The sequence below is a fragment of the Paenibacillus sp. MAH-35 genome (genome assembly GCF_058135425.1).
Map to the genome: position 1 here is coordinate 30,204 of NZ_JBYUPU010000047.1, position 25,651 is coordinate 55,854.

The following is a 25,651-nucleotide window of genomic DNA, read 5'->3' on the forward strand; positions in this document are numbered from 1 at the left end:
GGCAAAATTGTCATTTTGCTGGAAGGATCGTCGTAGGCGCTAATCGGACCCGCTACCTTTTTTGATTTTTTCAAATCCATGGACGACCCTGTCCCGATGCCGATCATCAGTCAATTTCTGGTGCTGATCCGTTACATCGCACGCGAACACCTTAGTGCTTCCGGCCTTGTTTATTGCCATTTTCTCGTATTCACCGGATCTGTTAAAGGTTCAATTCGCTCTCCTGGTTGCGGGCAGCCGGATGTCCGTTCCGTTCCCCTCGTATATCGAGATCATGTTCATGCTGATTATGACGGAATTTCTGATCGAGGCAAGCATTCGGCTTCCCAAAACGATCAGCCCCGCAGCGACAACCGTCGGAGGTCTTATTTTGGGAGAGGCCGCGACACAAGCCGGTCTGGTGGCGGGCGTAATGATCATTATCATTTCACCTGTTGCGATTTCCAATTTCGTCGTCCCTGTTAATGCCGTGCATCTTACCCGCAGTGCGCCGACTTGTTCTGTCATGTTGTACAAATGTACGATCGGATGACGCAATACCGGGACGAAGCAGCCGTTTCCTTATTGAAAGGATGGCTGCTCCATTGGCATCAGCTTACCGATTCCAGGCCATCCGTCGATTTGAGGATCATTGCCGTCATGGAGCAAATGGAACAATACCCGGAACGCCGAATCGATATCGAAAAGTGGTGCCGCACATGCAAACTTCGCAGATCCCATTTCCAAGCGTTATTCAAAAAAGAAACCGGACTGTCACCGCAGCAATATGGGCTGAAAGCCAAAATGAATAGAGCCCGCATCCTGCTGCTGGAAAGCAATATGACCGTAACCGCAGCCGCGGAAGCGCTCGGGTACACGTCGATTCATTATTTTACAAGGCAGTTTACGTCTTTCTACGGAATGCCGCCTTCCGACATGTTCCGGTCAAGGGAATTCGAGCAAGACCAGTAAGCGGATGGGCAAACAGCCGCGTTACGCCGCTCGCACCTTTGCAAAGCAATTATTGCCATGATAGGATATGGTTCAATGGATGGTTATTAAACTTCTATAATCACGATGAAGAACAATCCATAGTTCCAGCGAACCATTGGAGGCGGCACGATGTTACAAGTAAACCGGGACGACGAACGCCCCATCTGGCAGCAGCTCCTCGACCAAGCGATCCATAACATTACAACCGGAAATTGGCCGCCGGGCGAATTGCTGCTCCCCTCCCGCGAACTTGCTCTATTAATCGGCGTATCCCGTTCAACGATACAGATTGTGTATGAGGAATTATTTAGCCGCGGATATACCGTAACCTCTCGTCGCGGCGGGACCCGAGTCAGCGAATGGACTTATTCGGCTCGTCCTGCGGAGGAGGCTGCGCCCCTAGGCCCGCGTCCGCCCGATTTGCCTTTATTGGACGCTGCAGTAGGCCATTTGCACAGCTGGTTCGGAGATAAAGGGAAGCAATGCGTAGATATCGATTTCAGCCCGCATGAGCCTTATTTGGACGAGCCTTTTCAAAAAAACTGGAGACATTCCTTCATCCAAGCCTCCGCAGCAACCGACCTGGACAGCTGGTCTTACGGCAACCCTTATGGATTTCTGCCGCTTCGTGAACAGATCCAACGGTATTTGTCGCTGGAACGGGGCGTCCATGTGAGTGTCGATCAAATCCTGTTAACTTCAGGCGCGCAGCATAGTCTCGATTTGATCGCTCAAGCCCTTTTGCAGGAAGGAGACACGGTTGCGGTCGAAGATCCCGGATTCCCTGCCGCCTGGATGGCGATGAAGTACCGGCGTATGCACGTGGCCGCCGTACCGGTCGACAACTACGGGCTGTGCGTAGACCGTATCCCCCCTCAGTCCAAACTTGTATATGTGACACCCTCGCATCAGTGCGCGGTTGGAGTCGTGATGGCGGAACCCCGCAAGCAGCAATTGCTGCACCGGGCCGCCGAGCAGCGGTTCTGGATCATTGAAGACGATTACGACAGCGAATTCCGCTATCGCGGCGACCCGCTTCCCACCTTGTTCAGCCAGCGGCCGCAGAATACGTTGTATATGATGAGCTTTTCCAAAATGATTGCTCCCGGTATCCGGATATCGGCTATCGTAGGTCCCCAGGACGCCGTTCGTCAGCTGGCCCGTGTCCAGGAACTGACCTACCGGCATCTTCCGATTATGGAGCAAGTCACGCTGGCCCACTTTATCGAGCACGGTCATTTCATGCGCCATATGAGACGGGTTCGAAATGTATACCGGCGCAGACACGAAGCCATGACGAAGGCCATCATCGCGACAGGTTTGAGCGAACGCTTTACGCTAAGCGGCGTAGAAACGGGCTTGCATATGCTGCTGGAGGCAAATGAGGCGATAAACGAAGAAGCAGTGACGAGCTTGGCGCTCGAACAAGGAATCCGGGTATATCCGCTTAGCAAGTATTGTTTGGAAAGCGACCGAAAGGGATGGGTATTGGGGTTTGCAAAAGTCGATGAGACAGCGATCGAGGAAGGGATTTATCGCCTGGCCGGGATGCTAGGATAAGCATCCCGCCGGGCTGACTCTTGTTTACATTGTGGAGGTTGTATCGGTAAGTGCTCCCTGCTTCTCTCCTACTCGTCCTGACGCATGTTTTCGTTCCAGTAATAGCTGTCCGGCAAATAACGCGGGCCGAATACGCTTGTCCCTACGCGGATGAGCGTAGCTCCTTCTTCGATGGCTACCTGGAAATCGCCGGACATGCCCATTGAGAGGACGCCCATTTCTACACGCGGAAACTGTTTCTCGCGGACCTGGGCTTGAATCAATTTCAACAACCGGAAGCAGTGCCTGGTCTCGTCGTTGGTAGCGTTCAGTTTTCCAATTGTCATTAAACCTTTCACGTTTAACGTTTCGAACCGGGACAGCTGCTCCACCAGCTCCAGTGCCACTTCCGGAGGAGCGCCAAATTTGCTTGCTTCATAGGACGTATTGACTTGGACCAGAATGTCCATGGATTTGTTTTCTTTGATCAGTTGCTGGTGCAGCGCCTGGCCCAATTTCAAACGGTCCACTGAATGAATGAGCGTTACATATTTGACAACGTCCTTCACTTTATTCGTCTGCAGATGTCCGATAAAATGCCATTCCACCTGATCATACTGCTGCATCAGCGGAAATTTGTCCCGGAGTTCTTGCGCTTTGTTTTCCCCAAACAAAGTCTCACCCGCTTGGATCGCCATTTGCAATTTTTCCAGCGGTACGGTTTTGGTCGCGAGCAGCAACTGCACGTCCTCGATCTTGCGTCCTGAAGCTTGGCAAGCCAATTCCATCTGCCGCCTGACGGTTCGGAGATTCGCTTCCACCAGATGGCTCATGTCTCCCGCCCTCCTTCTGTTCCGCTATATAGCGTACACACCGGCTCCTTCAAGAAACCGGTCGGAATCGCACTTCAGAACCGCTAAACGGTTTTTCCCGGTTCGAACATCTTGTCCGCTTCAATCGGATTTTCTTTGGCGGTGATGTGATACGGATCAATCCGGTATACTTGGACCGGACCGCCGAAAACAGCCGACCGGTATTTGTCCACATGCTGCTGGGGCAACGGCCGTTTGTAGTAACCGGGTACATACTTGTGAATCATTTCTTGCAGCATGTGAGTAGCTTCGTCCAGATCGGCGACAGGCTCGGCTTGACCAAAAATCATCACACTCATGTAGGCGGTATCAGTCTTGGCCGGCACCGGATCGGTAATCGTTCCGTATTCTTCGCAAACCGTGAAACAGACCTCCGGATTCGCTGCCATAACCTGATTTCGTCTCCCTCCGGTAGCTCCATGGAAATAAAGCTTCCCGTTCGTCCATACAAAATTGAGAGGAACCACATACGGCCGGTGACCATCAACCATACCTAGATTCCCGATTCGAGCCTGCTGCAAAAACGTCTCAATCTTGTCCTTGTCCAACACTTCTCTGATCTTGTAACGTACTCCATTCATGGGTATCACTCCTATTGGATTCAACTATGACGTAAGTTTATCAGCCATTGGAGTGAATGAAAACATCCATAAACACCAAATTAGAGCAATCCATAAATAGCAATACCCGGATGATCCTTGCGAGGATTTCATGTGGAAAGAACCGTTTTAACGATAGATTCATAGGGGAAACGGTTGTTAACGTGCTACAATTCGGGTATCGGTACAAGCGAAGGGAGAGCGGATCGTGAATGGAGATTGAAATCCAGCTTGCTGCTTATGAGGAAAAGTCCATCCTGCGCAATTTAATGGAGCTAGCCCAATACGATTACAGTGAATATGACGGGTATGATGTCGATGACCACGGCTTATACGGATACAAATTTTTGGATCACTACTGGACGGACCCGGACCGTTATCCGTTTCTCGTCCGGGTTTCCGGCAAGCTGGCCGGCTTTGCTTTGGTCCGTGTATACGACAAGCGTCCCGACAACAGCAACATCTATTCGATCGGCGAATATTGCATATTGAAGAAATACAGACGGCAAGGCGTCGGCCAGAAATTGGCTGCCCATATTTTCACGACGTTCAAAGGCAACTGGACGATCCAAACGTGCGACAATAACTTACCCGCACAGTCGTTCTGGAAGTCGGTCGCAGCGCCATATCCGAACAGCGGCTTCCAGCCGCATAACGAACGAGAGCATATGGTGGAGTTGAATTTTGAAGTCACTTAATACGTGCAAGTTTGCTATGCGCTCCCGGCCTTTGGGGGCGTGTTCTTCATTATAAGGGAAATCTAACCGGGCAACCTCGATTTGTACAGCAGCGAAATTACGAAAATCCCAAGGATTGTCAAGGCGTAACGTGTGCATACTAAAACTGAAAAAGGATTGAAAGGGGAACTGAACGATGGATCCGGCCACACATAACCAGGAAGCAATCGAAACCGTAAAGGAATTGATCAAAGGCATCAACACGGCGATGCTGACGACCGTATCGGATGAGGGGCTCGTCTCGCGCCCTATGAAAACCCAGGAAGTCGAATTCGATGGAGACCTCTGGTTTCTGACCAAAAAAGATACGGGCAAATTCCATGAATTGCTTCGAAACCGGCAAGTCAATGTGTCGTATGCGGGACAATCGTTCGTCTCCATTCGCGGCGAAGCCGAGCTCGTGGAAAGCCCCGAGAAGGTCAAACAATTTTGGAGCCCGGCCTATGAGGAATTACTGGAAACCACCTATGACGATCCGAATCTGGTGCTGATCAAGGTCAAAGCCGAAACCGCCGAGTATTGGGATTCCGGCAACAAGTTCAAGATGGTGAAATTTTTATTCCGCAGACTGCTGGGCCAAAATACGGAAGGAACGGATATCAATCGGATTGTGGAAATCAGATAAGGCAAAACGAGCCCTTCACTTTTCGTGATGGGCTTCATTTTGCTTGATCCATTACAACGAACCTATTCTTGTCCCGAAAAATTATATGAAACATTCGCCCATCGGCGGATATCGGGCAAATCCGCGTGACGGAGCAAACCGGGCAGCAGCAGCCCCATCGCATCGTACTGGTCGTAATATTCCGATTCCACGAACTGCGACAACGAATGAAGCGGGTTGTCCATCCGGAACTGCCGGACACGGTCGTCGAGCCAGCCGATTAGCTCGGTATAAACGTTGTAGCGGCCATAGCTGTACAGATGCAAATCGGTTGCGTCAATCGACGGCAGTTCGCACAGCACATCGATCGCCCGGCGCAAATCATGCAGCCGCATCGCGGCCAGGCTGTCGCCCAAAAAGAGCAGATCGGTCGTCAGCTTGGATAATGTTCCGTAGGGCAGCCGGGCGTCATCCGCATAAAACGGGTACGGTTCCAACAGTCCGACGCCGGACATGTCGACAAGGAAAACGGCTCTTCCTGCCGCGCATGCGCTGCGTATCCAATCGAGATGCGGACGCAGCGCCGTCGTGCCGCCGCTCCACACCGCAACCGTTGCGGGGAGCGTATCTCTCATCCGGTCGTGCCGGCGAAACAAATATCCATGGTTCATGATACCCTCCTGCGACCACCAGAGCAGTTGGAACACTCGCATCTCATCCAACTGGAAATGAGACAAGTGGCGCGTGTTTGGGTCGCAGAACCGCCTGCCGCGCACGATTTGCTCCAGCAGCCATTCGCGGGTTGACGCCTTGCGTTCCTCGTCGTTCTGCCGCCCACGCTGCCGAGCCAGCTCCTGAGATCGAGCGACGAGTTCGTCGTGGATGGAGCGCGCATCCGGATACGTATGCATCACCTGTCCGGCCGGCGTGCAGAGCAGCCGCGATGGCGGGACTACGCGAATGGCGGCTGCTTCGGACTCGCCAGACCGCTGCATCAAGTGCCGGGTGAAAAATCGCGCGGCGCTTTGCGCCAGCTTGTCGGTATACATATGGACATGCGGGTCTTCAATCAGCTCCAGCCGATCCGCGCACCCGTACATGTCCCAGAACCGCTTCGTCCGTGCGACCGTGCGACGTGTTCCTTCAATCGGGAAAATATCGTAATTAACCGCCAGTATCGCTACCGGACGCGGAGCCATCGCGAGCAGCATGTCTTCGTGATCCAGTCCGGCGGCTGAGAAGCCCGGCCATATCTGCTCCGCATCCTGCGGCTGGCCCGCATACAGATACGATTCGCGGCTCGTTATATACGTCCCCGGCGCTGCGGCGGCAATGCGTGGATCAGCCATCATCAGCATCGCGGTCTGCGTTCCGCCGCCTGAGCTGCCTGTCACTCCGATGCGCTCCGGATCGATTTCGGGGCGCGTGCACATGTAGTCGACCGCCCGCATCGCGTCATGCACGAAATACCGGGCCAGGCTGTCGCCCAACGGCCAGCACTGGGTTCCCGGATGTTCGTGCTCGTAGCTTTCGGTAAGGAGCCTGTGCTCGCCCGAGCGGTAATGGAAACGTTCCCCTTGTCCAAGCGGGTCCATCGCGAACACGATTAGCCCTGCGCGCACAAGATATTGGCAGACGGTATGATAACGTTTCGAGTGCTTCGCTTCGGGATTATGACCGCTGAGAAATAAGACCGCTGCATGTGTCGAGCCGGTTGTCGCATGCGAATCGGCGACGCTGTGCGGAACGTACAAGTTCCCCGTGACATACACGTGAGGACGCGATTGAAACACGATTTTATCGATCGAATAGCAGTCCTCGGTCTCGATTCCTGTGCTCGTTGCATGCAGCGGTGCGTCTGTATAAGGAATGCCGCCAATCGAGGCGGCAAACGTCTCGCGGACATCCTGCTGACGCCGAACCAGCTGATCCTTCGTAAGAATGGCGTCCCGCGCCCTATCGCCGGCAGCGAACGCTTGCCGGGACTGCTCGTAGACAACCCGCTTCAGTTGGTCTTTGACGTCGTAGAACGGGAAATGCAAGTTTTCCAGCTGGGAAATCGTCATGGTAAGCTCCTTTTCGTTTCAATCCAGACTAGCTGCAAATGACGGGTGATAACGCGACAAGAAAGTGAACGCGGTGACACCTTTTCTTTTCCATCCGGTCACTCCTGATCGGTTGGCATCTTTACTATTGGGTTCCTGCTTTGAAGGCGGCAATCGCCTTGACCGCTTCTTCCTCCGCCAGACGCAGCGCGCTGTTGAGGTCGGTTTCGTCCAGGGCCGCTTGTTTGAAGTATTTGATATAGATGGAATTGAGCTGCGAATAATAGGCAGGTCGGCCGGCAAGCGGAGCGAACTTGTTGACGAACAACGCCTTCCAATTGCGGTCGGCGTATACGGACTGCTTGCCAAGCTGATCCTTGATCGTCCCGTTTTTCAGCACCGGCACGATTCCCTTGCGCGCCAGCTCCGCCTGAAACTCGTCCGAGAGCAAATAATGGAGAGCGTTCATCGCGGCATCTTTGTCTTTAGCCATTTTCGTGATCCCGAACAATTGCGGCGTGGCCATGCTGCCCGTATTGCTCTGCTCAGGGAACGTCGGCAAAGAGACGATATCCCAATTCAATGCTTTCAATTGCTCCGTCCATACGTTGATTAAACCCGACTGATAAGCGAACATCGCGACATTTTGATTATTGACGAAATGTTGCAGCGTCGGTATTCCCTTCGCCTGCTTGATCGCTTCCAGATAACCGGGCATCTTCCTAGGCTCATCGTAAAATCGCTCAAAAAAGCGTTTCCACCGATCATCTTTGTTAATCGTCGGCGTATCGGTTGCCAGATCCGCGAGCGGAAGCGATAGCGGGTTCATTCCCTGAATCGTGCTCGCATCGGTCGAGAATCCGTAATATTGTATGCCTCCTTCCGTACGCGTCAGCTTACGCGCTTTGTCCATCATCTGCTCCCAGGTCATCCCGTCCGTCGGATATTCGACGCCGAACTTATCGAACAACGATTTGTTGTAGTAAAGCACCATCGCGTCAAGCTGGATCGGCAAAAAGTACAATTGTCCTTTGGAGCTAGTCTTCACGTAATCCACCGAAGTATCATCGAGCCGGTTCAGGTCAACCTGATGCTTCTTCACGAGCTCGGTCATGTCATACTGGATATCGACGGGAAATGCTTGCGCTTCATAATGGCCGGGTGCCTGCATGAACACGTCGAAGCGGGTGTTGGACGCCAGCAGCTCCGGAAGCTTGTTGCCGGGCGCTCCGCTCCAGATGTAGGAAATCGTGTAGTGGGGAAACTTTTTGCGCAAAGCGTCGCCGTAAGTCGCATCGAAACTTTCCTTCGAATTGTTGTTCGAGGAATAGAAAACGATTTCTGCCGGCTTATCGGAAGCCGTCTGCCCGGTCCCTTCACCGCCTTGACCGGCGGTGTCGCCTGCCGGCATGTCTGTCCGGTCCCCTCCTCCTGTACATGCGGTTAACAACATAGCAGATACCAGGCCGACGGATAGCGCGGTTGATGCGAGCTTCCTGTTTGTTGACATTTGGCGTTCCTCCTTCAGATCATTTAGCGTGTGTGCGGATAGGACTGCAAGCTCAGTATAGATGACATGCATGGAATAAAACATGGCGCCTCCTAACAAATTCATGTTCTTTCCTAACATTTGTTCCATGTACGAAGTTTTCATGTGATACGATAACATTATGGAATTACCTAGACACGATACAAACAGTCCTAATAGAGGAGGAAACGGGATGAACGAACATGCGGGGGTACAGATGACGCTTGGGACGGGCGGATCTATGCGGATTGACACGATCGCTCCGGATACGTTCCGTGTCCGGTTCGACCAAGATGGCACGTTTGCGGAACCGGACCTTGTGCGTTACGGCATTATCCGCTGTCCCCGCCAGGAGTCCGTTCCCGCCGCCGCTGTCCGCCGGGTCGTCGTAACGTCTGATTCGGCCGAGCTGCACATCGACGGTGAAGACGGACAGTTCCGCCTCGTTGCGGCCAACGGACGGGAGCTGCTCCGCACACAGCAGCAGCCGTTCAACCACAATACGCAAGTATTCGATCTTATCTTTCCTTTATTTGAAGGCGAATCTTGCTACGGGTTAGGCAACATCGATTCCGGGACGATCGACCGCCGAGGCTGGAAGGGCGACATCTGGGCAGACGATCATCTCGTATCGAGCGCTCCGATTCCGTTCATGATGAGTACGCGGGGATGGGCGCTGCTCATGAATACGACGCGGAGACATTCGTTCGATATCGGCTGCACGGATGAAGACCGCTTCCGTATTTCGGGTGAAGGAACCGGATTGGATCTGTTTCTGTTTGCGGGCGGTTGCCTGGCCGAGCTGCTTCACCGGTATACCGGCGTTGCCGGTAAGCCCTTGCTGCTACCTATGTGGGCTTACGGCTTGAACTACAGCGGCCGGAAGCTGTCGAACGCGCAGGAAGTGGTAAACGAAGCGATGAAGTTCCGCCAGTTGAGCATCCCTTGCGACTTGATCGGCTTAAGCGAGGATTCCGTGGAATCCAAGGGTAACCACATTCTTCACAAGCGCTGGCATGCGGAGCGGTTTCCGATGAGCTCCCACGATCTGGTGCGTGGAGTTACGTTTCTCGGTGTACTCCGCAGAAAGGGGTTCAAGTTTTCGCTGTTCCTCAGGTGTACTTACGATGTGACGGCCGAGGAGGAACGGCGCACGACCGGGAATGCGGCAGAGACTGCTCCGATTCCGGCCGCCGATTTTCCGTTGTGGTACGACCACATGAAACCGTTCGTGGACGACGGCGTCTCCGCATTCGTCATGTCGGTCTGCAGTCCGGCCTCTGCCTATCCGGACCGTCTATGGGCGAACGGAATGAACTCCGCGCAACTGCACAATTTGTACGCCGTGTTGGCAGGCAAGCAAATGTACCGCGGATTTCGCGAGCATACCGGACAACGGCCGATGATTCATCTTGAGCGGGGCTACACCGGAATGCAGCAATATATCGCGACGTCTTCGGGAACGTACTACAATCTCCCGCACGCCGTGACCGATATGATGAATTACGGCCTATCCGGACATGCCAACACGACGACCAATATGAGACTCATCTCGAAGGAAGGCATCCACTCCGGATTTTTGCTGCCATGGGCAAGAATTCACAGTTCCCAATATTTCCTGCATCCGAGTTATCTGGAACCCGACCTGCTCGACATGTTGCAGATCTATGCGCGGCTGCGGTACAGGCTCATCCCTTATCTGTATTCCGCCGCACACGTCGCCAGCCGCACCGGTATGCCGATCATGCGGGCGATGCCGCTCGTTTATAGCGACGACCCGGTGTGCAGAAATCTGCGGCAGCAGTATATGCTTGGGGAATATTTGCTCGTCGTCGCGTTCGGCAATCGCGTCTACTTGCCCGAAGACGAATGGATCGATTACTGGACCGGGAAACGATACAGCGGGCCGCAATGGCTCGATTGCGATCTGCCCGAACGGGCGGGCGGTTTATTGTTCGTCCGGGCTGGAGCGATTATTCCGATGTGGCCGGTGATGGACTACGTCGGGCAAGCTCCGGTGACGACCGTCTCGTTGGAGGTGTACCCGCACCGGAACAGCGTTTTTTGGATGTATGAAGACGATGGAGTGTCTTTCGGTTATGAGAACGGTCAGGTCGCCGTTACCCGCATCGAATGCGAAGCAACGCCGGAACGGGTCGTTCTGCAAGTAGCCAGACGTGCCGGGACGTACGACGGCATGCCGGCCGGCCGCAATTACGAGTTGATCGTACATTTGAACGCGAAACCTGTGGCGGTGACGGTGGGCGGCAATCCCCGGACGGAACAGACGCGGCGACTGAAGTCAAATCCGTCTTACGGATGGCGTTACGACCGTCCGAACGGAGCCGTACGGCTTTTTCTGGAGGAAGCGCCGGAAGAGGAGGAAATCGCCCGGATCGAGTTGTTGCTGAGCCTTCCGAATGTACCGCATCATTCGGCCAAAAGGGCAGCTCCTGCCGTCCGTGGCAGCAGCAGGAACGGCGGCTTCGGCAGCGGCAGCATCACCAGCGACGGCGGCGACAATCAACCGCGCCGGCAGCTTTCCCTCAGCGGCCCGCAAGCCGGCGCCAACGAGGAGCGAATGAAGGGAATGCCGGCTGGGGACGCTCCGGGTCCCGACCCTGTGGAGACGGCGCTTTCCTGGTGGCGCGGCAAAATGTCGGGAACGTCCTCCGATGCTTGGTGCTCTCACCTGTCGTATGCCTGCCATCAAATCGTACGCCGGGCCGAAAGCTGCGGCTGGGAACCTAATGAAGTGTTCGGAGCGGACCCGGACGACATCCTGCAGCTCCAGGGTATCGCTGTTCCGGATCAGGGGGAGCGCTTGCTTCAGCGTCTGTCGGAACGGTATGCCGCACATGCATCGCGTAATCTTCCATGCCGGCCCACCCATCCGGCGGTCCGCGGGATCATCGCGATTGTCGAGCAGGAAATCGATGGAGATCTGGGACTCAAGACGCTCGCCGGTCGCGTAGCCCTCCATCCTTTTCACTTAAGCCGGCTGTTCCCCAAGGAAACCGGCCAAACCTTCTCGGACTATGTCATGTCGCGGCGGATGCTGCATGCACGCGCCTGTCTGGAAGCCGGATGTAAAGTATACGAAGTTGCCTCCGATACCGGATTCAAGGACCCCGGCAACTTCTCGAAAGCTTTCAGCAAATATTGGGGAGTTCCGCCGATTTATTTGAAGAATGGTGCGACCAGCGGGTAGGAATGCGTGGGTAGTTTTCGTTTCACGAAAAGCTCATTCTTTCCGGCTTTTAAGAAAAGCTTCTAGAGTTTCAGACAAAATAAAGGTTGCGAACCGCTCTTATTCGGTTCTAATAAGGGCTGCTTGCGGCAGCCCCTTAGGGATGTCCGCTCGCCGATCCATTCCGCCAAATCGCGGTACGTCCCGTCTCCAGCGGGCAAACGTCTCGTATAAGCCCCGTCCCGTCCTTCGTGAAACGTCCGGATTGATGGTATCACAGGGCAGAGCGAACAGCCACCGAACGTCCTGTTGCCGACGATTCATAGACTGCGTCCAGCAGCTCCCGCACGACGAGCGCCTGCTCCAGCGATGTTTTCGGCGGACGTCGAGAGGCGACCCGCCCCGGCCTCTTGTGTGAACTGAACTCATTTAATCACGGAAACCTTATATCGTCCAATGTATAAATTCTATGCTTTTCATGATATTTTGTAATCGTTTGCAGAACAAAAGCGCCGACGGCCGCGACTTCTCCAGCGCCGACTGCACCTTTTCCTTCCATTCCACGTCTCCCGCGTTGATATAGAGCTGATGCGTCTCTTCGTCCACCCGGATACCCGATCGTGCAATATATATGCTTATATCCAGTTGTGTTTTGGTTGCATTTATTTGCGGCTGCATTGCCTTTTGTGCAAGATCTCGGTTCATTCTACCGGGGCACGCAGTCACACACGGAGAAACAAAGACAATATAACAATAAAAGCAGACGATCTGTGCTGTTTCCGCACCATACAGCAAGAGATAATAAAAAAACAGGAAGGGCACCCGCCATCCCGCACAAAAAAGGGGTCATCTTAGCTTCAATCGTATCTTCGGCGGCATGGAGCGGCTTGCAGCAACAGGAAGGAGATCGGCCGAAGCCCTTCCATCGCAAAAACCATAAAAAAGAGGTGCAGGCATGTTATACCCGTTAAGTAACAAATTCGGAGTCATTTCATTTGATTCCGTTGCAGGAACATGGTCAATGATTGCCGATCAACGCTTGGTGATGGAATCGTTTTCGCTCGTATGGGAAGTAGATGGCTCCCAGATCCGCTGTCTGGAGAAAACCGATTCGGTCGAAATCAATCAAGGCAAAGACTTGCATGGACGATACTCGGAGCTTGTTGCCGATTGCGGCGCCTCAGGTACGGGGAAGAAGTTTGCGATTTCGTTCCGGTTCTATGAAGAAGAATGCTTCCTGACCCTGAAAGCCCGGATCAAAAACGTTGGAAAAACAGCCATTAAGCTCGGGAAATGCCATCTATTGCACGAGAGCGGCATTATTGATCTTGGCGAGGGAGCCGAGGAAACGGTGGCGCTTTGTCAAACGGCCTGGGTGACCGATAATGTTGTGAAAAAGCTTTATTCGGAAAACAGCTGTCACCGGAGCAAAACTGTCGGTTTGCTGTATAACCGGTCCCATAAACTTGCATTCAACTGCAGCTTTATGACCTTTGACCGAATCAATACGGAGATTGCATACAGCACGTCCCCCAACAAGATTCATGTTGATGGTTACTGCGACTTCGATGATTATGAGCTTCAGCCGGATCAGGAAATCGAGTCCGAAACGATCGGGTGCGATTGGTCATTCGATCCTTACGCGTCTTTGGAAAACTGGGCAACGAAGGTGAGTCATTATTACAAGCCCCGGATAGCCCCGAAACCGTCCGTAGGCTGGCTCGGAGGATGGACTTGGAGGGACGGCTTCTCCCAACAAACCTACGAAGAACTTGTGCTGGAGAATTCCGCCGCCATCCAGACGAGACTCGAAGGGTTTGATGTCACGAATTTCTGGGTAAGCATCGGCAATTTAAAGCATATGCTGCCGGGAAACTGGACGACATTTAACCAAACGACGTTCCCCCACGATATCGAATGGCTTGTGTCCAAATTGGCGAAAAATGGACAACGTCTCGGCTTTTGGGTCGCTCCTTTCTGGATACCGGACAAGTTGAGTCCGCTGTTCGAAGAACACCAGCATCATCTGTTAAAAAGGCAAGGAGAGTTCGTCAAATGTTATTCCCGGTGGAGGTTCGGGAAGTCCGGGGATTTGCCGCCTGACGAACGGGTTGACTTCTATTGCCTGGATGGAAGTCATCCCGATACGGCTGACTTTTTGAAGCGAACCTTTGAATTTTATCAGAAGCTGGGAATCCGGTACTATATGATCGATTTTCTTTATGCGGGATCGGGCTCGACCCCGGGACACTTCCTGTATGATGAATATTTCGACCGCTCCAAGGTGAAAGGTCCCGAAGTGTACAGAGAGGCTTTGAAAACGATCCGGGAAGCCGTCGGCGAGGATGCGTATATTTTGTCTTCGACCGGAACAACCTTCCAAAACATCGGTTGTGTCGATGCTGTCAGGGTGGCCCCCGATTGCGGCGAAGGACGTCCGCTCATAAAAGGGATGAATGAATACCCTGCCATGTATACAATCAATGCGTGGAATCTGATTCGAACCGTAGCGACCACAATGGCCAACACTTATTTTACGGATCGGAAGTTATATTATAACGACGCTTTTAATGTGATGACCATCGATAAGCCTATTCCTTTGAACGAAGCGATGATCACGGTCAGCATGTTTGCTTTGTCAGGCGGTCCCGTGATGCTCGGGGACGATATTTCGACCATTGGCGAAGAACGGCTTGCGCTGATCAAGAAGGCGCTTCCGCCATACAACAAGATGGCAAAACCGGCAGACTTGTTTGACGCCGTCTATCCGGATTGGCCCAAAATATTCAATTTGAAGGTCGAGAAGGACTGGGACGAATGGAACGTTATCGGCGTCTTGAACACCGAACCAACGACCTTAAAAATGGAGCTCTCGCTGGACAAACTTGAGTTGGAGCACGGCCCTGCCTACACCGTGTTTGATTTTTGGAACGAGATGTATATGGGTGAAATCAAAGACCGGCTCGAGGTCGAGGTGCCGCCCCATCAGATCCGGGTATTTCGAATAACAAGGTCGAGGCCGCATCCTTGGCTGATCGGGACCGATATGCATGTAACCCAAGGAGGGGTCGAAATCGAACGGCTCGAGTGGAATCCGGACAAACGCTATTTGAGCGGCGTATGCATCCGGCCTAAAGGAGAAGCGGGGAATTTGTTCTTGAAGCTTCCGAGTGGGTGGAAGCCCGTTCAATATGAAGGGCTTCAAACCGCAAAAGTCCCAATGGATAAAAGCTTAATCGTCCTCAAACCTTTGACGTTTCGAACGGAGACACGCACTTGGCGCATCGATTTCGAACCGGAAGACGAAGCGGAATTTCACAACTTGCTGCATGTCGGGGAAGAGAGAGTCGTTTTGGAATAACAAAAGCTTCTAAACGAAGCCATTGCCACGATGAATGACCCTGCGTAAGAGGTAGCTTTCCCTGCTTCAAAATGTTTCGGTTCGTTTTATCGCTTTAGCGAGCTAAAACAATCATTAATTAGAACCGTCCGGGACCCGGACGGTTCCTATTGGCGAAGTATGGGTATCAGGTAGATCTATTTGAGAACATCCACTACTTCTTTGTTTGCTTTCTCTTCGCCGTTTCGCAATGCCGTATTGATATCGGTTCCGTCAATAACGACGCTCTTCGTTACTTCCTCGTTCAGCAAGCCGTTGATTTTTGGATCGTACTTGGATGCTTCCGGCAACGGCGACGGGGTTACTTTAAAGATCGCCTGCAAATTTTTCCCCTTAAACAAATCGTTGTCCGCCCCGTATACATTTCGGATGCCCGGGTCGTTCAGGACCGACAATCGTCCGGCTTTACTGAGCATCGTCTGTACGTTCTCGCTCACCAGGCCGAGCAATACTTGATAAGCCGCTTCCTTGTTATTGCCCGATTTGTTGACGACCGCCATATGGAAGTCGACTACCAGACCGACTCCTTGCCGATCGCTGTAGCTCGGGTAGGCGGCCAAATCCCATTTGAACGCATCCTTCGTTCCCGCATTGGTGAAAAAAATGTTAAAGGCGGCAATCAAGTTCGGGAATATGGCCATCCGCTGCTCCTTAAAGAACAGATCGGTCGAATGTCTGTATTTCCCGTCCTGTACATAGCCCGGAATGGAGTAAAACTGCTTGAGCAGCGCAAACACTTGGGCGTGCTTATCCGAGGTGATGGACGCCTTCCCTTTCGTTTTATCGAACACGGGCAAGCCGTATTGCCAGTACATCTGTCTCAGGTCGGGCGGCATGACGCCGATATAATTCGTTCCGCCGTCGGCGCGGGTCAGTTTTTTTCCCATCTCCAGCATCTCTTCGTAAGTCATGACATCTTTCGGATAAGAAACTCCGAACTTATCGAAAATATCTTTATTATACACCGTCGCTCCGTAGTTCATGGCGAACGGCATCCCGTAAAACGCCTTCTGATCGCCAAGCTTCATCATTTCTTGGACAACGGCTTGATCCATCCGGCCGAGATCGATGCCGTAGGTTTTGATCATCGCCGTTAAATCTTCCGGTATATCGGCATCGAGTATGGTCGCCAAGGAAGGGTTGCTGACCAGCACCATATCAGGCGGCGTACCTGCTGCAAGCAGCTTGTCTAGCGGGTCGCGCGTTTGAACCAGATTGATATGCGGATATTTGGCTTTAACCGGATCGACAAAAAATGTTTTGAACTGTTCGTCTGTCGTACCGGAGTTTACATCGAGTACCAGAAGCTCGGCCGGGCCCCCTTTGTATTCCGTCTTTTGCACAGCTTGCTGGCCGTCCCCGTTCTGGGTTTCCCTGCCGTTTTCCCCGTTTTGACCGCAGGCGATCAGTATGCTTGGCACGACTAAAACAGCAGCCATAAAAGAAACGATGCGTAATTTGACCATCTCACTATCTCTCCCCCGTTGGTATGATAGAAACGCTTACACTTCAGGGCGCCCATTGCACTTACGAATACCGGTTAAAGCCATAATAGAGTTTTTTGCTAGTTTTGGATATTGCAGCTTTTGTCCACTTTTTATCCATTTTTGTTCAGCTGCCTTGATCGACTAACTTCTTGTATTCGATCGCTTCTATCAAGCAAAGAACCTTCGATTCCACCGCCAAAGAAGGAACGAAGGTTCGTTTCGTATTATGCCATTTGCGGAAACTCCCCGTCCGTTCAATCGTTCGTCGAAGAGCACGACGGTGCCAGCTTCTGGGCGTATTCTTTCGGGGAACAACGGTTGTAGCGTCTGAACAATTCATAGAAGTGAGCGATATTCGTGATTCCGACTTGTTCGGCTATGGTGGCAATACTGCCGTCCATGGTCAGAAGGAGGCGCTCGGCCTGTTTGATTCTTCGGATACCGACATATTCGATAAAGGAAAGTCCCATAACCCTTTTGAAGTATTTGGAGAAATAAGAGTAACTCAAGTTCATCATCTTGCTGATTGTTTCCATTTCGATTTTATCCTTCAGGTGTCTCTCCACATATTCAAGTACCAAATGAAGGGGATAAGCGGGGAGACGTTCGTAACTATGAGCCGCTTCGTCCGGATCGCTCCGCAAAATGCTCAGAAGCATCTGTTTGACAAGAAGACTGACGGCCATATTGTAGCCTCTTGAGCGGCTTTCCATCTCCCGATGAATGTCCAGAACAGCCCGGCCGATATCGTTACGCAATTTTGCATTTTTTCGAAACATTTCATTAACGTGACTTAAAGGGCTATCAATTTCGGCGAAATACCTGTAATGTACCAACATGCTGGGATCGTAGTAAGACTGGAGATCGAAATGCAGGATCGAGTAAACCATTCTTTCGGAAACTACACTTTTGGTAATATGCGGTTGGGACGAACCGATCAGCAATATATCCCCGGGATCAAGTCTGTGATGTTCGTCTTGTATGCCCATCTCCAAGCAGCCTTCTTGAACATACAACATTTCAATCTCTTTGTGGTAGTGCTGCTTGCTTCCCGGAGGCGCGGAGAAAAAAGGCTTAACCTGCTGAATAATTTTTATGTTGAGCATGTTATCCTGATACGGAATAGGCTCTTTATATAAGTTGGAATTCATCCTCAGACATCCTTTTTACGACCACTATTCTTGTTTCGCTTATAACTCTCTATTCTGTTAAAAAAGCCCCGAAGGGCTTCATCTTAAGTGACAACCATAGGAAGCCAGCTTGCACCATTGTCTGCTGTATTAATCCAACCGATGCGAGTTGCATTAGGGTCGGACGCTTTAAATACAGTTCCCGCCGGCAACTTTGTGCTGTTCGTTGGGGCGGCAGCAGCTTTATAACTGTAAGCAACCTCAATTGCGCCATACAGCGGCGTCATTATTCTTGAGTTGTTATCCAAAGTTAACGTCGCATGACCGGCAGAATAGTATTGTTTAGCCCCATCGTTTGATGTAATTTTTGCATTTGTAAATGCTACATTTGCTTTATAGAACATTACGCCTTTATTACTGACTTGAATCGATGGCCCCAAGTGAAACTCTACATTTTCCACTGTGAAGTTAACACTAGATAGTTGGCTTGGAATCCCAAATGCAATCCCCCCATTACCAGAAAACACAATTCTGCTTGTTCCATCTGCATGTCCAATTAAGCGGACTCTACCAACACCACGGGTTTTGGAATTACACAAATAAACGGTTCCGTTTATTTCGTAATCTCCTGACGGTAATCGAATAATTACATCATGAACTAACTCCGTATCGTAAGCTAATTTTGATAAATTTACTAAATTAGTCGTGTTTGTTGTGGCATTACCTGTGTTTGTTAACGTGTTATCCTGTGTCTTTTTGGAAAAGTCATTCAATAGGAATCGGATCGGATTTTCAAATCGCCAATTAGATGAATAAGTCACTTCAGTAGCAAAAATACTCTGATCCAGAATGGTAACGCTTTCAGAAGAGAATGTATTCCCCAGCGATAATACATAAGTCGCACCCAGCTTATTATGATTCCATAACCCTGAGATTGTGGTAGAAGAACCGCCGTCAATCCGGATTAAGTGGTCTGGCGGAGTTGCGGCGTTGCCGATTGATAATGTCATAAAACCATTAATATTCAACCCTTGTGCAACACGGACTTTCATAATGCGAGTAGAACCTTCAGCCCCGCAACCATTAAAGGCTACACCTCGGGCAATATCCACATAGTACGGATAAGCTGCTACACCATTACCCGTGTCATTAATGATGTGATCTGCTGCACATGAGTTGAAAGTCATATAGGTGGACTCACCGAACCAGTAACCAAACTCTGTATGGTTTAAAGCATAGCAACTATTTAAGGTCACCGAAGTACATACACCTGAATCATTAACCCCGGGTCCTGCGACAACAATTCCACGTGGAGAATAAGCCGTTTGAAGCTGCTCAAGCAATGTCACATAAGTTGCTAGACGAACACAGTCTTTCTTCGCCACATAGAATTGGCATTGGCGGATAGCCATATTCGGGTAATAGGTGTCTGAACCTTTGAGAACATAATTACAATTTGGAGCTGTTGCGGTTGCCCCGCCCCATATCGATAAGTTTTCAAATTTCTTATACAGACCGCCGCCCTTTAATAGAATTGCGGCTTCAATGGTAACACCTGAGCCTAAATCCACTTTAATAGACGTTAAGTTAGCCGTACCGCGAATAGAGATCGGATCTAAGTAAATGCTTCGTGTTGGCGCAGGAATAACTAAACATGCGGAGTTTGTGGCATCATAGGATTTCCAGCGGTACTCTACTACAGGCTTGGGAACAACTAACTCACCGCCGCCGCGCCCGTGCAGGTAGTTAATAGCAGCTTGGAATGAAGGTCGATCATCGTAGACGCCATCCCCTTTTGAGCCGAACATCTCGACTGTAACTTCAGAGCAATCTAAGCGAATCCATCGACCGGTAGCGATTCCGGAAGCTTGAAAAACGGTACCGCCATTTGCTGTAGATGTACTTGCTGCATCCCAAACAAATTCACCACCGCCCTTATATGGATTAAGTTCAATAAAAGAGTCGGGTGAATGATAACCTTTTACAGCAACACGCATACCATTTTCCGGTGAAATTATGGCCAGCATGTCGGAGATGGAATCAACACAGCGATTGCAATCATTAACCTGCTGCTGCGATAACCCGCTTGAATCCAAAATCGCGCTCGCTGGATGTGCTCCAGCCATATCAAGACCTGCCAGCTCGTTATGGGTTACAAGCGCCGCTATTCCTGGGGGAATTTTGCCCTTGCCGTTAGACCCTTCGTATACGGTACCGGCAACCGATAAACCCTCTTCCCCGTAAGCCGTTGACGTTCCCCGGAATATGCTGCCCGCGGCTAAGGCCGCACCGGCCATGCCGAAGGCCGTTAGCAGCTTTCTGCGGCTTACATGGGTGACGGGCTCCTCCGGCCGTTCCTGCCCCATACCTTTCCCCGCTTGCCGCTCCATCTTTTCTGTTTGAAGAATAAGATTGGTTTCAGCAGCATTTGCTAGTAGAATAAGGATACGTACGGTCATAGGGATGCCAGTTGACTGCGTCGGCAGCGGTTTTTGCTGTGCAGGGTCAACATGCCCGATTGCAATCATAACACCTGATCTGTCAAAAACAGCAATCTCTCGAATGGTAAAGCCGCCTACATCTGGTGGAATAGCGGACTCAAACATCAATGTATTTGGTGCCGGCGTATCACGAATTGGAGTAGAAGCAGTACCACGCCAAACTTCGTTTGCCAGTACCACCAAATTTTCAGTCAGAACAGGATATGAGCCATTGCCATCACCAACAGCGACATGGGTAATCTCAAGCTGATTTTCAGAGGTTGCACGGGCTAATTTTGCTTTGCCGATTGCAGTTAAAATTGCGCTTGTCATTATTTATTCTCCTCATCTACGCCGATTTTTCGGTTAATGAAAATGAAATCGCTTTCGGTTACAATCCGGCTTATTTGCCTTTTTCCGTCTTGATAAGCTGGTTGATCTTTTCCTCAGCCGTCCGCAGCGCGGTGTTCGTATCCTGCTTCTCTTGCAGCATCGCTTCGTATTCGGCGTTCAGCAGTGCATACGCGTTCGAATAGTACACCGAGAAAGCCATAGCCGGCGCCGGCTTGCTCTTGAATACGGCTTCGATCCGTTTTCCTTTCAGCTCGGGGATTTCCTGGGCGAACTGCTGGCTGTATTTCGGATCTTTCAGCGTAGAGATACGGGCCGTTTTGCGCACCATCGCGGTTTGCACCTCGTCGGAGAACATCACTTCCATAACGCGCATCTGATCGTCCTTATATTTGCTCATCTTCATCGGAATAAGCAGGTGCAGATCGTACATGCCGTACGTATTCGGCTTCTCCTTGTAGCTTGGGAACTGAGCGAGATCCCAGTTCAGATCCGGCATTTGCCGCAGGGAGAGGAACAAATTGACCGTTCCTAGCATCGCAACGTTCCGGTCTTTGGAGAAGCGGTCGATCGCCCCCGTCCCCGTATTGTAGTCGTTGCCAGGTATCGAATAGATTGATTTGCCGATACCGAACGCGGTTTTGTACGGGTCGCTGTTCACCATCGCCTTATCCGTCTTCGGATCGACCACGTTCAGCGACAGCGGGAAAAGCAGGCGGGCCAAATTGTCCACTTCCAACCCTCTGTACTGCGTGCCCCCTTCCAGGCGGCCGACTTTTTTGCCGAGCTCGATCGCGTTTTCCCAGGTTAAACCGTCGGACGGATACCCGACGCCGAACTTGTCGAAGATGTCCTTATTGTAGTAGAGCGCGTTTAGATTGACTGCGTAGGGAAGGGCATACAGCTCGCCTTTATCCGAAGCCGACTTCAGCGCGTCCAGCGCGCCCGGGTCGAAGCGGGTCAGATCGAAATTATGTTTCTTGGCGAGCGGGGTTATATCTTCGAGAACGTTCAAATCTTTATGCGGGGCGAGCCGCCCGTTATACGTCACCAGAAAGTCGACCGTTTCCCCCATAGCGAGCAGTTTGGCCATATCGTTCTGGGAATTGATCATTTCGAGCGTGATGTGCGGATATTTTTTATGAACCGGATCGGCCAGCAGCACTTTGAAATCCTCCGGCGTAAAATAGGTGCCGAGCTGATGAAATTTCAGCGTAACCGGCTCGAGGGGCGCTTCCTGCTTCACCCGACCGTCTGCGGGTGCCGCCTTGCCCCCCTCTTCTTCATTTTTGGCGGTGCAACCGCCCATCATCAGAGCCGCCGATACCGCGATGACAAGCGCACGTGTTTGTTTGTTCATACATAGACCCTCCTGCATGTTGGTTATGCGCGGCCTTTCATGCCGCAGTTCAACGAATTTGAAACGAGGATAAATCAATAAACGGAAACGTTTCCTAAAAAGCCGATAATAAAGAAATCGGGTATGTTGAACCTCTCGATTCCCGAACCGGTGTACACCGCGATCCGGCTAACCCAGTCGAAGTTTCCCTCCCCGCTCTCGTTGGATTGTCGGAGCGAGTCCTTCCCCTTTACTTGCTTTTCTCCATTGCGAGCTCAGCCTTCAACTTCTCGTCGGTGCCGAAGTCCCGTGTTGACATCGACCTTTCGTAAACATTTCACTTTCAACATTTCACCCCCTCATCAAGGTTAGATAACCGAAAAAAGTCGCATTTTACAAACGCTGAAAAGTGATAATTGATCTTCTTATCTGCACAAATTGTATCTATATTACGAAAAATATTCGTGTCAAAATAAAAAAACAATGGGTCATATCCTTACTGGCGGACTGTGGTAAATAATGGCGCAACAAATCCTGAAAATGGCACACGCTGCAAGCGGGTTTAGTTTATCATAGCTCCTGAGGGAATCGAGCAATCGTTCCTGAACGATATAATAATGGAGTTGAAACGAACATGAGCGTTTGGTTGGGAACTTGTAAAATCGACATTACCCCAAGCCCACCTGTAATGTTGGCCGGTTACAGCAGCCGTAAAGGCGTCTTCGAAGGGGTGCACCACCCGATTTATGCGAAAGCCCTGTTCCTTAGGCAGCAAGACGAGGAAACGGGAATAGCGCGTAACCGTCTGCTTGTTGCCGGCGATCTCATCTGGTGGTCAACCGAACTGACGGAGATGCTGCGGCGGGAACTGGCAATGCGCTGGGGCATGCGGGCGGAAGACATCCTTCTCAACGCCACGCACAGCCATTCCGGTCCGCAAACAAGTTCCTTCATGCCGTCGCTGGGCGCAGCGGACGACAGCTATCTTCAAGAGTTGAAGCGCAAGCTGCTCGCCGGTATTGAACTTGCCGAGGCAAATTTGGAGCCTGTTACTATACAGCGCGGAGCCGGGGTTTGCGACATTGGCATCCACCGCAGGAAGTTCGTTGACGGTAAGATGGTTACCGCTCCGAATAAGCAGGGAGTAACCGACCCTGAAGTTACGGTGATCCGATTCGTCAACGGAACGGGACAAGCAAAAGCATGGATCGTCCATTACACGTGCCATCCGACGACGACGAACGCCAATTTCGTATCATCCGAGTATTGCGGTCTGGCCATGGAACAGCTGGAACGCGAAGTGGGTGGCGGCGCTGTTTCCTTGTTCTTCCAAGGGTGCTGCGGCGATGTACGCCCGGCTTTGTACCGTGACGATCATTTTTACAGCGGAACCGATACAGACGTTCAGCGGCTTGGAGCGCGGTTATACGAATCCATTAGGAACGTGTTGAACGGCCATTTGCATGAACTGCAACCATGCCCGCCAAAAGGGAAGCACGTCAAACTGCCATTGGCCTTCTCTTCTGTCCCTACATTGCCGGAGCTTGCCGCATACATCCAATCGGCGGAACCGCACGTACGCAGCTGGGCAAAGCTGTTGCTGGATCATCCGGAACTGGTGCGGCCTGCGGCAGAGCTTGACCTGGTGCACATGGATATTGCGGACGGGCTATCGCTGCTCGCCATGAATGCGGAAATGGTCGTGGAGTACGGTCTGTTTATCAAAGATCGGTCAGACAAACGCACGCTCCCTGTAGCTTACAGCAACGGGATGATCGGTTATGTATCCACGGCCCGGCAGCTTCGGGAAGGCGGATATGAGCCGGTTGGATCCTGTTCATACTTCGGTCTTTGTTCACCGTTTACGGAAGCAGCGGAGCCAGCGATCCGCCAAAAGCTGGCCGAGCTTGTTGAGCGATAGATCAACAGAAAAAACAAGCAGGCACGGTCGTTGCGATCCGTTCCTGCTTGCCGCTTGTCTACCCATGCGCATGGTTTACCGGAAGGAAGCCAACACCTTGCGCACCCCTGCCGCGATATCGTGCCTATCCTCCTCGCCCGCCAGCAAGACGCTCTGATGCAGCCACAACATTTATTTGTCGCATGCCCGCTCGCTGTTCGGACACGAATACACGCAGCGGCGAAAATGAAAAACAGGCTGGACTTAGCTTAGTCCAGGCCTGCACAAATTAGCATTCCGATATTCTTTTGGCGATTGCCCCCTAATGGCTTTGAACACTCGATAAAAAGTACGGGGTGATTCAAAACCTGTATCGAATGCAATATCCATAATCGTTCTGTCCGTCGTAATCAGCATACTGGCCGCGCTATCTATACGAAGTTGGTGCACGTATTCAAGGAAACTGCGTCCCGTTTTTTCTCTGAACATCCGGCTTACATACGTTTCGCTGATATGGAGATGCTTCGCTACCCTATCAAGCGTTAATCGCTCCGTATAATGCGCATGAACATAATGAAGAGCCGTCCAGAACAAAGGGTTCCCTTCCTCCTGTTCACTCGGCGTTGGCGCATGCTCGCCAGCAGCAGCGGCAGTTCTCAGAAACAGGATCAATGCCTCGGACAGTTTATTGCAAATCATATGATTTCGCCCGCGCAGCTCGATATTGCGGTATTCCGTTAAAAGGCGTGCAAACAGGTCTTTCATCAGAGCTGCTTCTTCTCCACGAAACGCAATAGATGACGGAAGTGCGGTTCCAATCTGATATAGTTGTTCAGACCATTCCGAAGCGTGTGGCGAACCTAATAAAATGTTCATATCGAACAGGCAGCAGTATTTTCGAATCACACATCCGTTATCGCTCGTCATTTGATGAATGTGATAGGGAGGCAGGATTGAAATCGTGCCCGGCTCCATACGATGCAGAGTTCCATTTATGCTCTGGTAACCGCTTCCATCTAGGATATAAGTAAACTCAACGAAGGAATGATAATTTAACACAGTTGTTGGATAGGCATGAATTCCAATATAAAATGGCAGCTGTCCTTCCCCAGGGCTGCTTCCTTCCATGAATTCATAGTGCTCCAGTTTCTTGTTCATCTGAACTCACCCCCCCCAGAAACAAAAGGTGCCTATTACCTCATCATAACACTTTGAACCTCTCATGACTAAAAGACACGAGATTCTTGGGTAGTCCCTTCTAACGAAGAGAAGTTCACCAAGCTAACCCTGTCGTTCCGACAGTTCGTGTAAGGATTACACAGCAAGAAGTCTTTTGCCTTCGGCAAGAATGTTCAGGCTTGCGTTAAAGTCTCGGTCGTGATGCGCTCCACATTCCGGGCAGTCCCATTCACGCAACTTCAAATCTTTTACATCTTTGTGCTTATAGCTACAGCAGGAGCATAATTGCGAAGATGCGA

General features: G+C 51.4%; 18 protein-coding genes. 8 read left to right on the forward strand and 10 right to left on the reverse strand.

Translation table 11 applies throughout. From position 1 onward, the window contains the following. The first annotated feature begins 154 nt into the window (after positions 1–154). The 3 genes from AC3Y2E_RS29990 to pdxR all read left to right on the forward strand — a co-directional run bounded on the left by AC3Y2E_RS29990 (position 155) and on the right by pdxR (position 2,532). Positions 155–532: a spore germination protein gene (locus AC3Y2E_RS29990; RefSeq protein ID WP_379216987.1), complete on the forward strand. Its 378-nt coding sequence runs from the start codon at positions 155–157 to the stop codon at positions 530–532. Beyond that, positions 517–951, forward strand: a complete 435-nt coding sequence (locus tag AC3Y2E_RS29995) for a helix-turn-helix transcriptional regulator (RefSeq protein ID WP_379216988.1) — start codon at positions 517–519, stop codon at positions 949–951. Before AC3Y2E_RS29990 ends, AC3Y2E_RS29995 begins: the two co-directional genes overlap by 16 nt. Before the next feature lie 150 nt (positions 952–1,101). Further along, the gene (pdxR, locus tag AC3Y2E_RS30000; protein WP_379216989.1) at positions 1,102–2,532 is read left to right on the forward strand and encodes a MocR-like pyridoxine biosynthesis transcription factor PdxR; all 1,431 of its coding nucleotides are present in this window, start codon (positions 1,102–1,104) and stop codon (positions 2,530–2,532) included. Positions 2,533–2,600: 68 nt separating this feature from the next. Here pdxR and AC3Y2E_RS30005 read toward each other — a convergent pair whose 3' ends face one another. Together AC3Y2E_RS30005 and AC3Y2E_RS30010 are read right to left on the reverse strand one after the other, a co-directional pair. Further along, positions 2,601–3,344, reverse strand: coding sequence for a YggS family pyridoxal phosphate-dependent enzyme (locus AC3Y2E_RS30005; protein WP_379216990.1), 744 nt, complete (start codon positions 3,342–3,344; stop codon positions 2,601–2,603). 83 nt (positions 3,345–3,427) lie between these two features. After that, on the reverse strand, positions 3,428–3,964 hold the full coding sequence (locus tag AC3Y2E_RS30010) for a pyridoxamine 5'-phosphate oxidase family protein (protein WP_379216991.1): 537 nt from the start codon (positions 3,962–3,964) through the stop codon (positions 3,428–3,430). A gap of 230 nt (positions 3,965–4,194) precedes the next feature. Between AC3Y2E_RS30010 and AC3Y2E_RS30015 the strand changes: the two genes are divergently transcribed. Beyond that, positions 4,195–4,680, forward strand: coding sequence for a GNAT family N-acetyltransferase (locus tag AC3Y2E_RS30015; RefSeq protein ID WP_379216992.1), 486 nt, complete (start codon positions 4,195–4,197; stop codon positions 4,678–4,680). A 175-nt stretch (positions 4,681–4,855) separates the two neighbouring features. Continuing rightward, positions 4,856–5,344, forward strand: coding sequence for a pyridoxamine 5'-phosphate oxidase family protein (locus AC3Y2E_RS30020; RefSeq protein WP_379216993.1), 489 nt, complete (start codon positions 4,856–4,858; stop codon positions 5,342–5,344). Positions 5,345–5,406: 62 nt separating this feature from the next. Here AC3Y2E_RS30020 and AC3Y2E_RS30025 read toward each other — a convergent pair whose 3' ends face one another. Together AC3Y2E_RS30025 and AC3Y2E_RS30030 are read right to left on the reverse strand one after the other, a co-directional pair. Continuing rightward, positions 5,407–7,389 (reverse strand): alpha/beta hydrolase, encoded by a 1,983-nt coding sequence (locus AC3Y2E_RS30025; protein ID WP_379216994.1) that lies wholly within the window; start codon positions 7,387–7,389, stop codon positions 5,407–5,409. A 124-nt stretch (positions 7,390–7,513) separates the two neighbouring features. After that, positions 7,514–8,878 (reverse strand): ABC transporter substrate-binding protein, encoded by a 1,365-nt coding sequence (locus AC3Y2E_RS30030; RefSeq protein ID WP_379216995.1) that lies wholly within the window; start codon positions 8,876–8,878, stop codon positions 7,514–7,516. A 211-nt stretch (positions 8,879–9,089) separates the two neighbouring features. On the opposite strand from AC3Y2E_RS30030, the gene AC3Y2E_RS30035 reads away from it, so the two are divergent. Together AC3Y2E_RS30035 and AC3Y2E_RS30040 are read left to right on the forward strand one after the other, a co-directional pair. Next, a complete protein-coding gene (locus AC3Y2E_RS30035) occupies positions 9,090–12,107 on the forward strand; it encodes a TIM-barrel domain-containing protein (RefSeq protein WP_379216996.1) in 3,018 nt (1,005 codons plus the stop codon). Positions 12,108–13,107: 1,000 nt separating this feature from the next. Further along, positions 13,108–15,447 carry an alpha-galactosidase gene (locus AC3Y2E_RS30040; RefSeq protein WP_379216997.1) on the forward strand — a complete coding sequence of 780 codons (2,340 nt, stop codon included), beginning with the start codon at positions 13,108–13,110 and terminating at the stop codon, positions 15,445–15,447. Between the two features lie 176 nt (positions 15,448–15,623). On the opposite strand, the gene AC3Y2E_RS30045 is transcribed toward AC3Y2E_RS30040, so the two are convergent. From AC3Y2E_RS30045 to AC3Y2E_RS30060, 4 genes are all read right to left on the reverse strand, one after another. After that, entirely contained in the window at positions 15,624–16,952 is a 1,329-nt protein-coding gene (locus AC3Y2E_RS30045; RefSeq protein ID WP_379216998.1) for an ABC transporter substrate-binding protein, read from the reverse strand. 275 nt (positions 16,953–17,227) lie between these two features. Beyond that, a complete protein-coding gene (locus AC3Y2E_RS30050; RefSeq protein ID WP_379216999.1) occupies positions 17,228–18,124 on the reverse strand; it encodes a helix-turn-helix domain-containing protein in 897 nt (298 codons plus the stop codon). Between the two features lie 83 nt (positions 18,125–18,207). After that, entirely contained in the window at positions 18,208–20,916 is a 2,709-nt protein-coding gene (locus tag AC3Y2E_RS30055) for a phage tail protein (protein WP_379217000.1), read from the reverse strand. Positions 20,917–20,986: 70 nt separating this feature from the next. Further along, complete coding sequence (locus tag AC3Y2E_RS30060) at positions 20,987–22,294, reverse strand: ABC transporter substrate-binding protein (RefSeq protein ID WP_379217001.1); 1,308 nt, start codon at positions 22,292–22,294, stop codon at positions 20,987–20,989. Between the two features lie 613 nt (positions 22,295–22,907). Between AC3Y2E_RS30060 and AC3Y2E_RS30065 the strand changes: the two genes are divergently transcribed. Next, complete coding sequence (locus AC3Y2E_RS30065; protein ID WP_379217002.1) at positions 22,908–24,194, forward strand: neutral/alkaline non-lysosomal ceramidase N-terminal domain-containing protein; 1,287 nt, start codon at positions 22,908–22,910, stop codon at positions 24,192–24,194. Between the two features lie 243 nt (positions 24,195–24,437). On the opposite strand, the gene AC3Y2E_RS30070 is transcribed toward AC3Y2E_RS30065, so the two are convergent. Together AC3Y2E_RS30070 and AC3Y2E_RS30075 are read right to left on the reverse strand one after the other, a co-directional pair. Further along, on the reverse strand, positions 24,438–25,331 hold the full coding sequence (locus tag AC3Y2E_RS30070) for a helix-turn-helix domain-containing protein (RefSeq protein WP_379217003.1): 894 nt from the start codon (positions 25,329–25,331) through the stop codon (positions 24,438–24,440). Between the two features lie 156 nt (positions 25,332–25,487). Then, the coding region (locus tag AC3Y2E_RS30075) for a zinc ribbon domain-containing protein (protein WP_379217004.1) at positions 25,488–25,651 on the reverse strand (164 nt) is incomplete at its 5' end.

Bases quoted from the DNA above. Each gene is read 5' to 3' on its own strand.
- AC3Y2E_RS30035 (WP_379216996.1), top strand. From the start codon at position 9,090: ATGAACGAACATGCGGGGGTACAGATGACGCTTGGGACGGGCGGATCT.
- AC3Y2E_RS30005 (WP_379216990.1), bottom strand. From the start codon at position 3,344: ATGAGCCATCTGGTGGAAGCGAATCTCCGAACCGTCAGGCGGCAGATG.
- AC3Y2E_RS30020 (WP_379216993.1), top strand. From the start codon at position 4,856: ATGGATCCGGCCACACATAACCAGGAAGCAATCGAAACCGTAAAGGAA.
- AC3Y2E_RS30045 (WP_379216998.1), bottom strand. From the start codon at position 16,952: ATGGTCAAATTACGCATCGTTTCTTTTATGGCTGCTGTTTTAGTCGTG.
- AC3Y2E_RS30050 (WP_379216999.1), bottom strand. From the start codon at position 18,124: ATGAATTCCAACTTATATAAAGAGCCTATTCCGTATCAGGATAACATG.
- AC3Y2E_RS30030 (WP_379216995.1), bottom strand. From the start codon at position 8,878: ATGTCAACAAACAGGAAGCTCGCATCAACCGCGCTATCCGTCGGCCTG.
- AC3Y2E_RS30025 (WP_379216994.1), bottom strand. From the start codon at position 7,389: ATGACGATTTCCCAGCTGGAAAACTTGCATTTCCCGTTCTACGACGTC.
- AC3Y2E_RS30015 (WP_379216992.1), top strand. From the start codon at position 4,195: ATGGAGATTGAAATCCAGCTTGCTGCTTATGAGGAAAAGTCCATCCTG.
- AC3Y2E_RS30065 (WP_379217002.1), top strand. From the start codon at position 22,908: ATGAGCGTTTGGTTGGGAACTTGTAAAATCGACATTACCCCAAGCCCA.
- AC3Y2E_RS30010 (WP_379216991.1), bottom strand. From the start codon at position 3,964: ATGAATGGAGTACGTTACAAGATCAGAGAAGTGTTGGACAAGGACAAG.
- pdxR (WP_379216989.1), top strand. From the start codon at position 1,102: ATGTTACAAGTAAACCGGGACGACGAACGCCCCATCTGGCAGCAGCTC.
- AC3Y2E_RS30040 (WP_379216997.1), top strand. From the start codon at position 13,108: ATGATTGCCGATCAACGCTTGGTGATGGAATCGTTTTCGCTCGTATGG.
- AC3Y2E_RS30060 (WP_379217001.1), bottom strand. From the start codon at position 22,294: ATGAACAAACAAACACGTGCGCTTGTCATCGCGGTATCGGCGGCTCTG.
- AC3Y2E_RS29995 (WP_379216988.1), top strand. From the start codon at position 517: ATGTACGATCGGATGACGCAATACCGGGACGAAGCAGCCGTTTCCTTA.
- AC3Y2E_RS30070 (WP_379217003.1), bottom strand. From the start codon at position 25,331: ATGAACAAGAAACTGGAGCACTATGAATTCATGGAAGGAAGCAGCCCT.
- AC3Y2E_RS30055 (WP_379217000.1), bottom strand. From the start codon at position 20,916: ATGACAAGCGCAATTTTAACTGCAATCGGCAAAGCAAAATTAGCCCGT.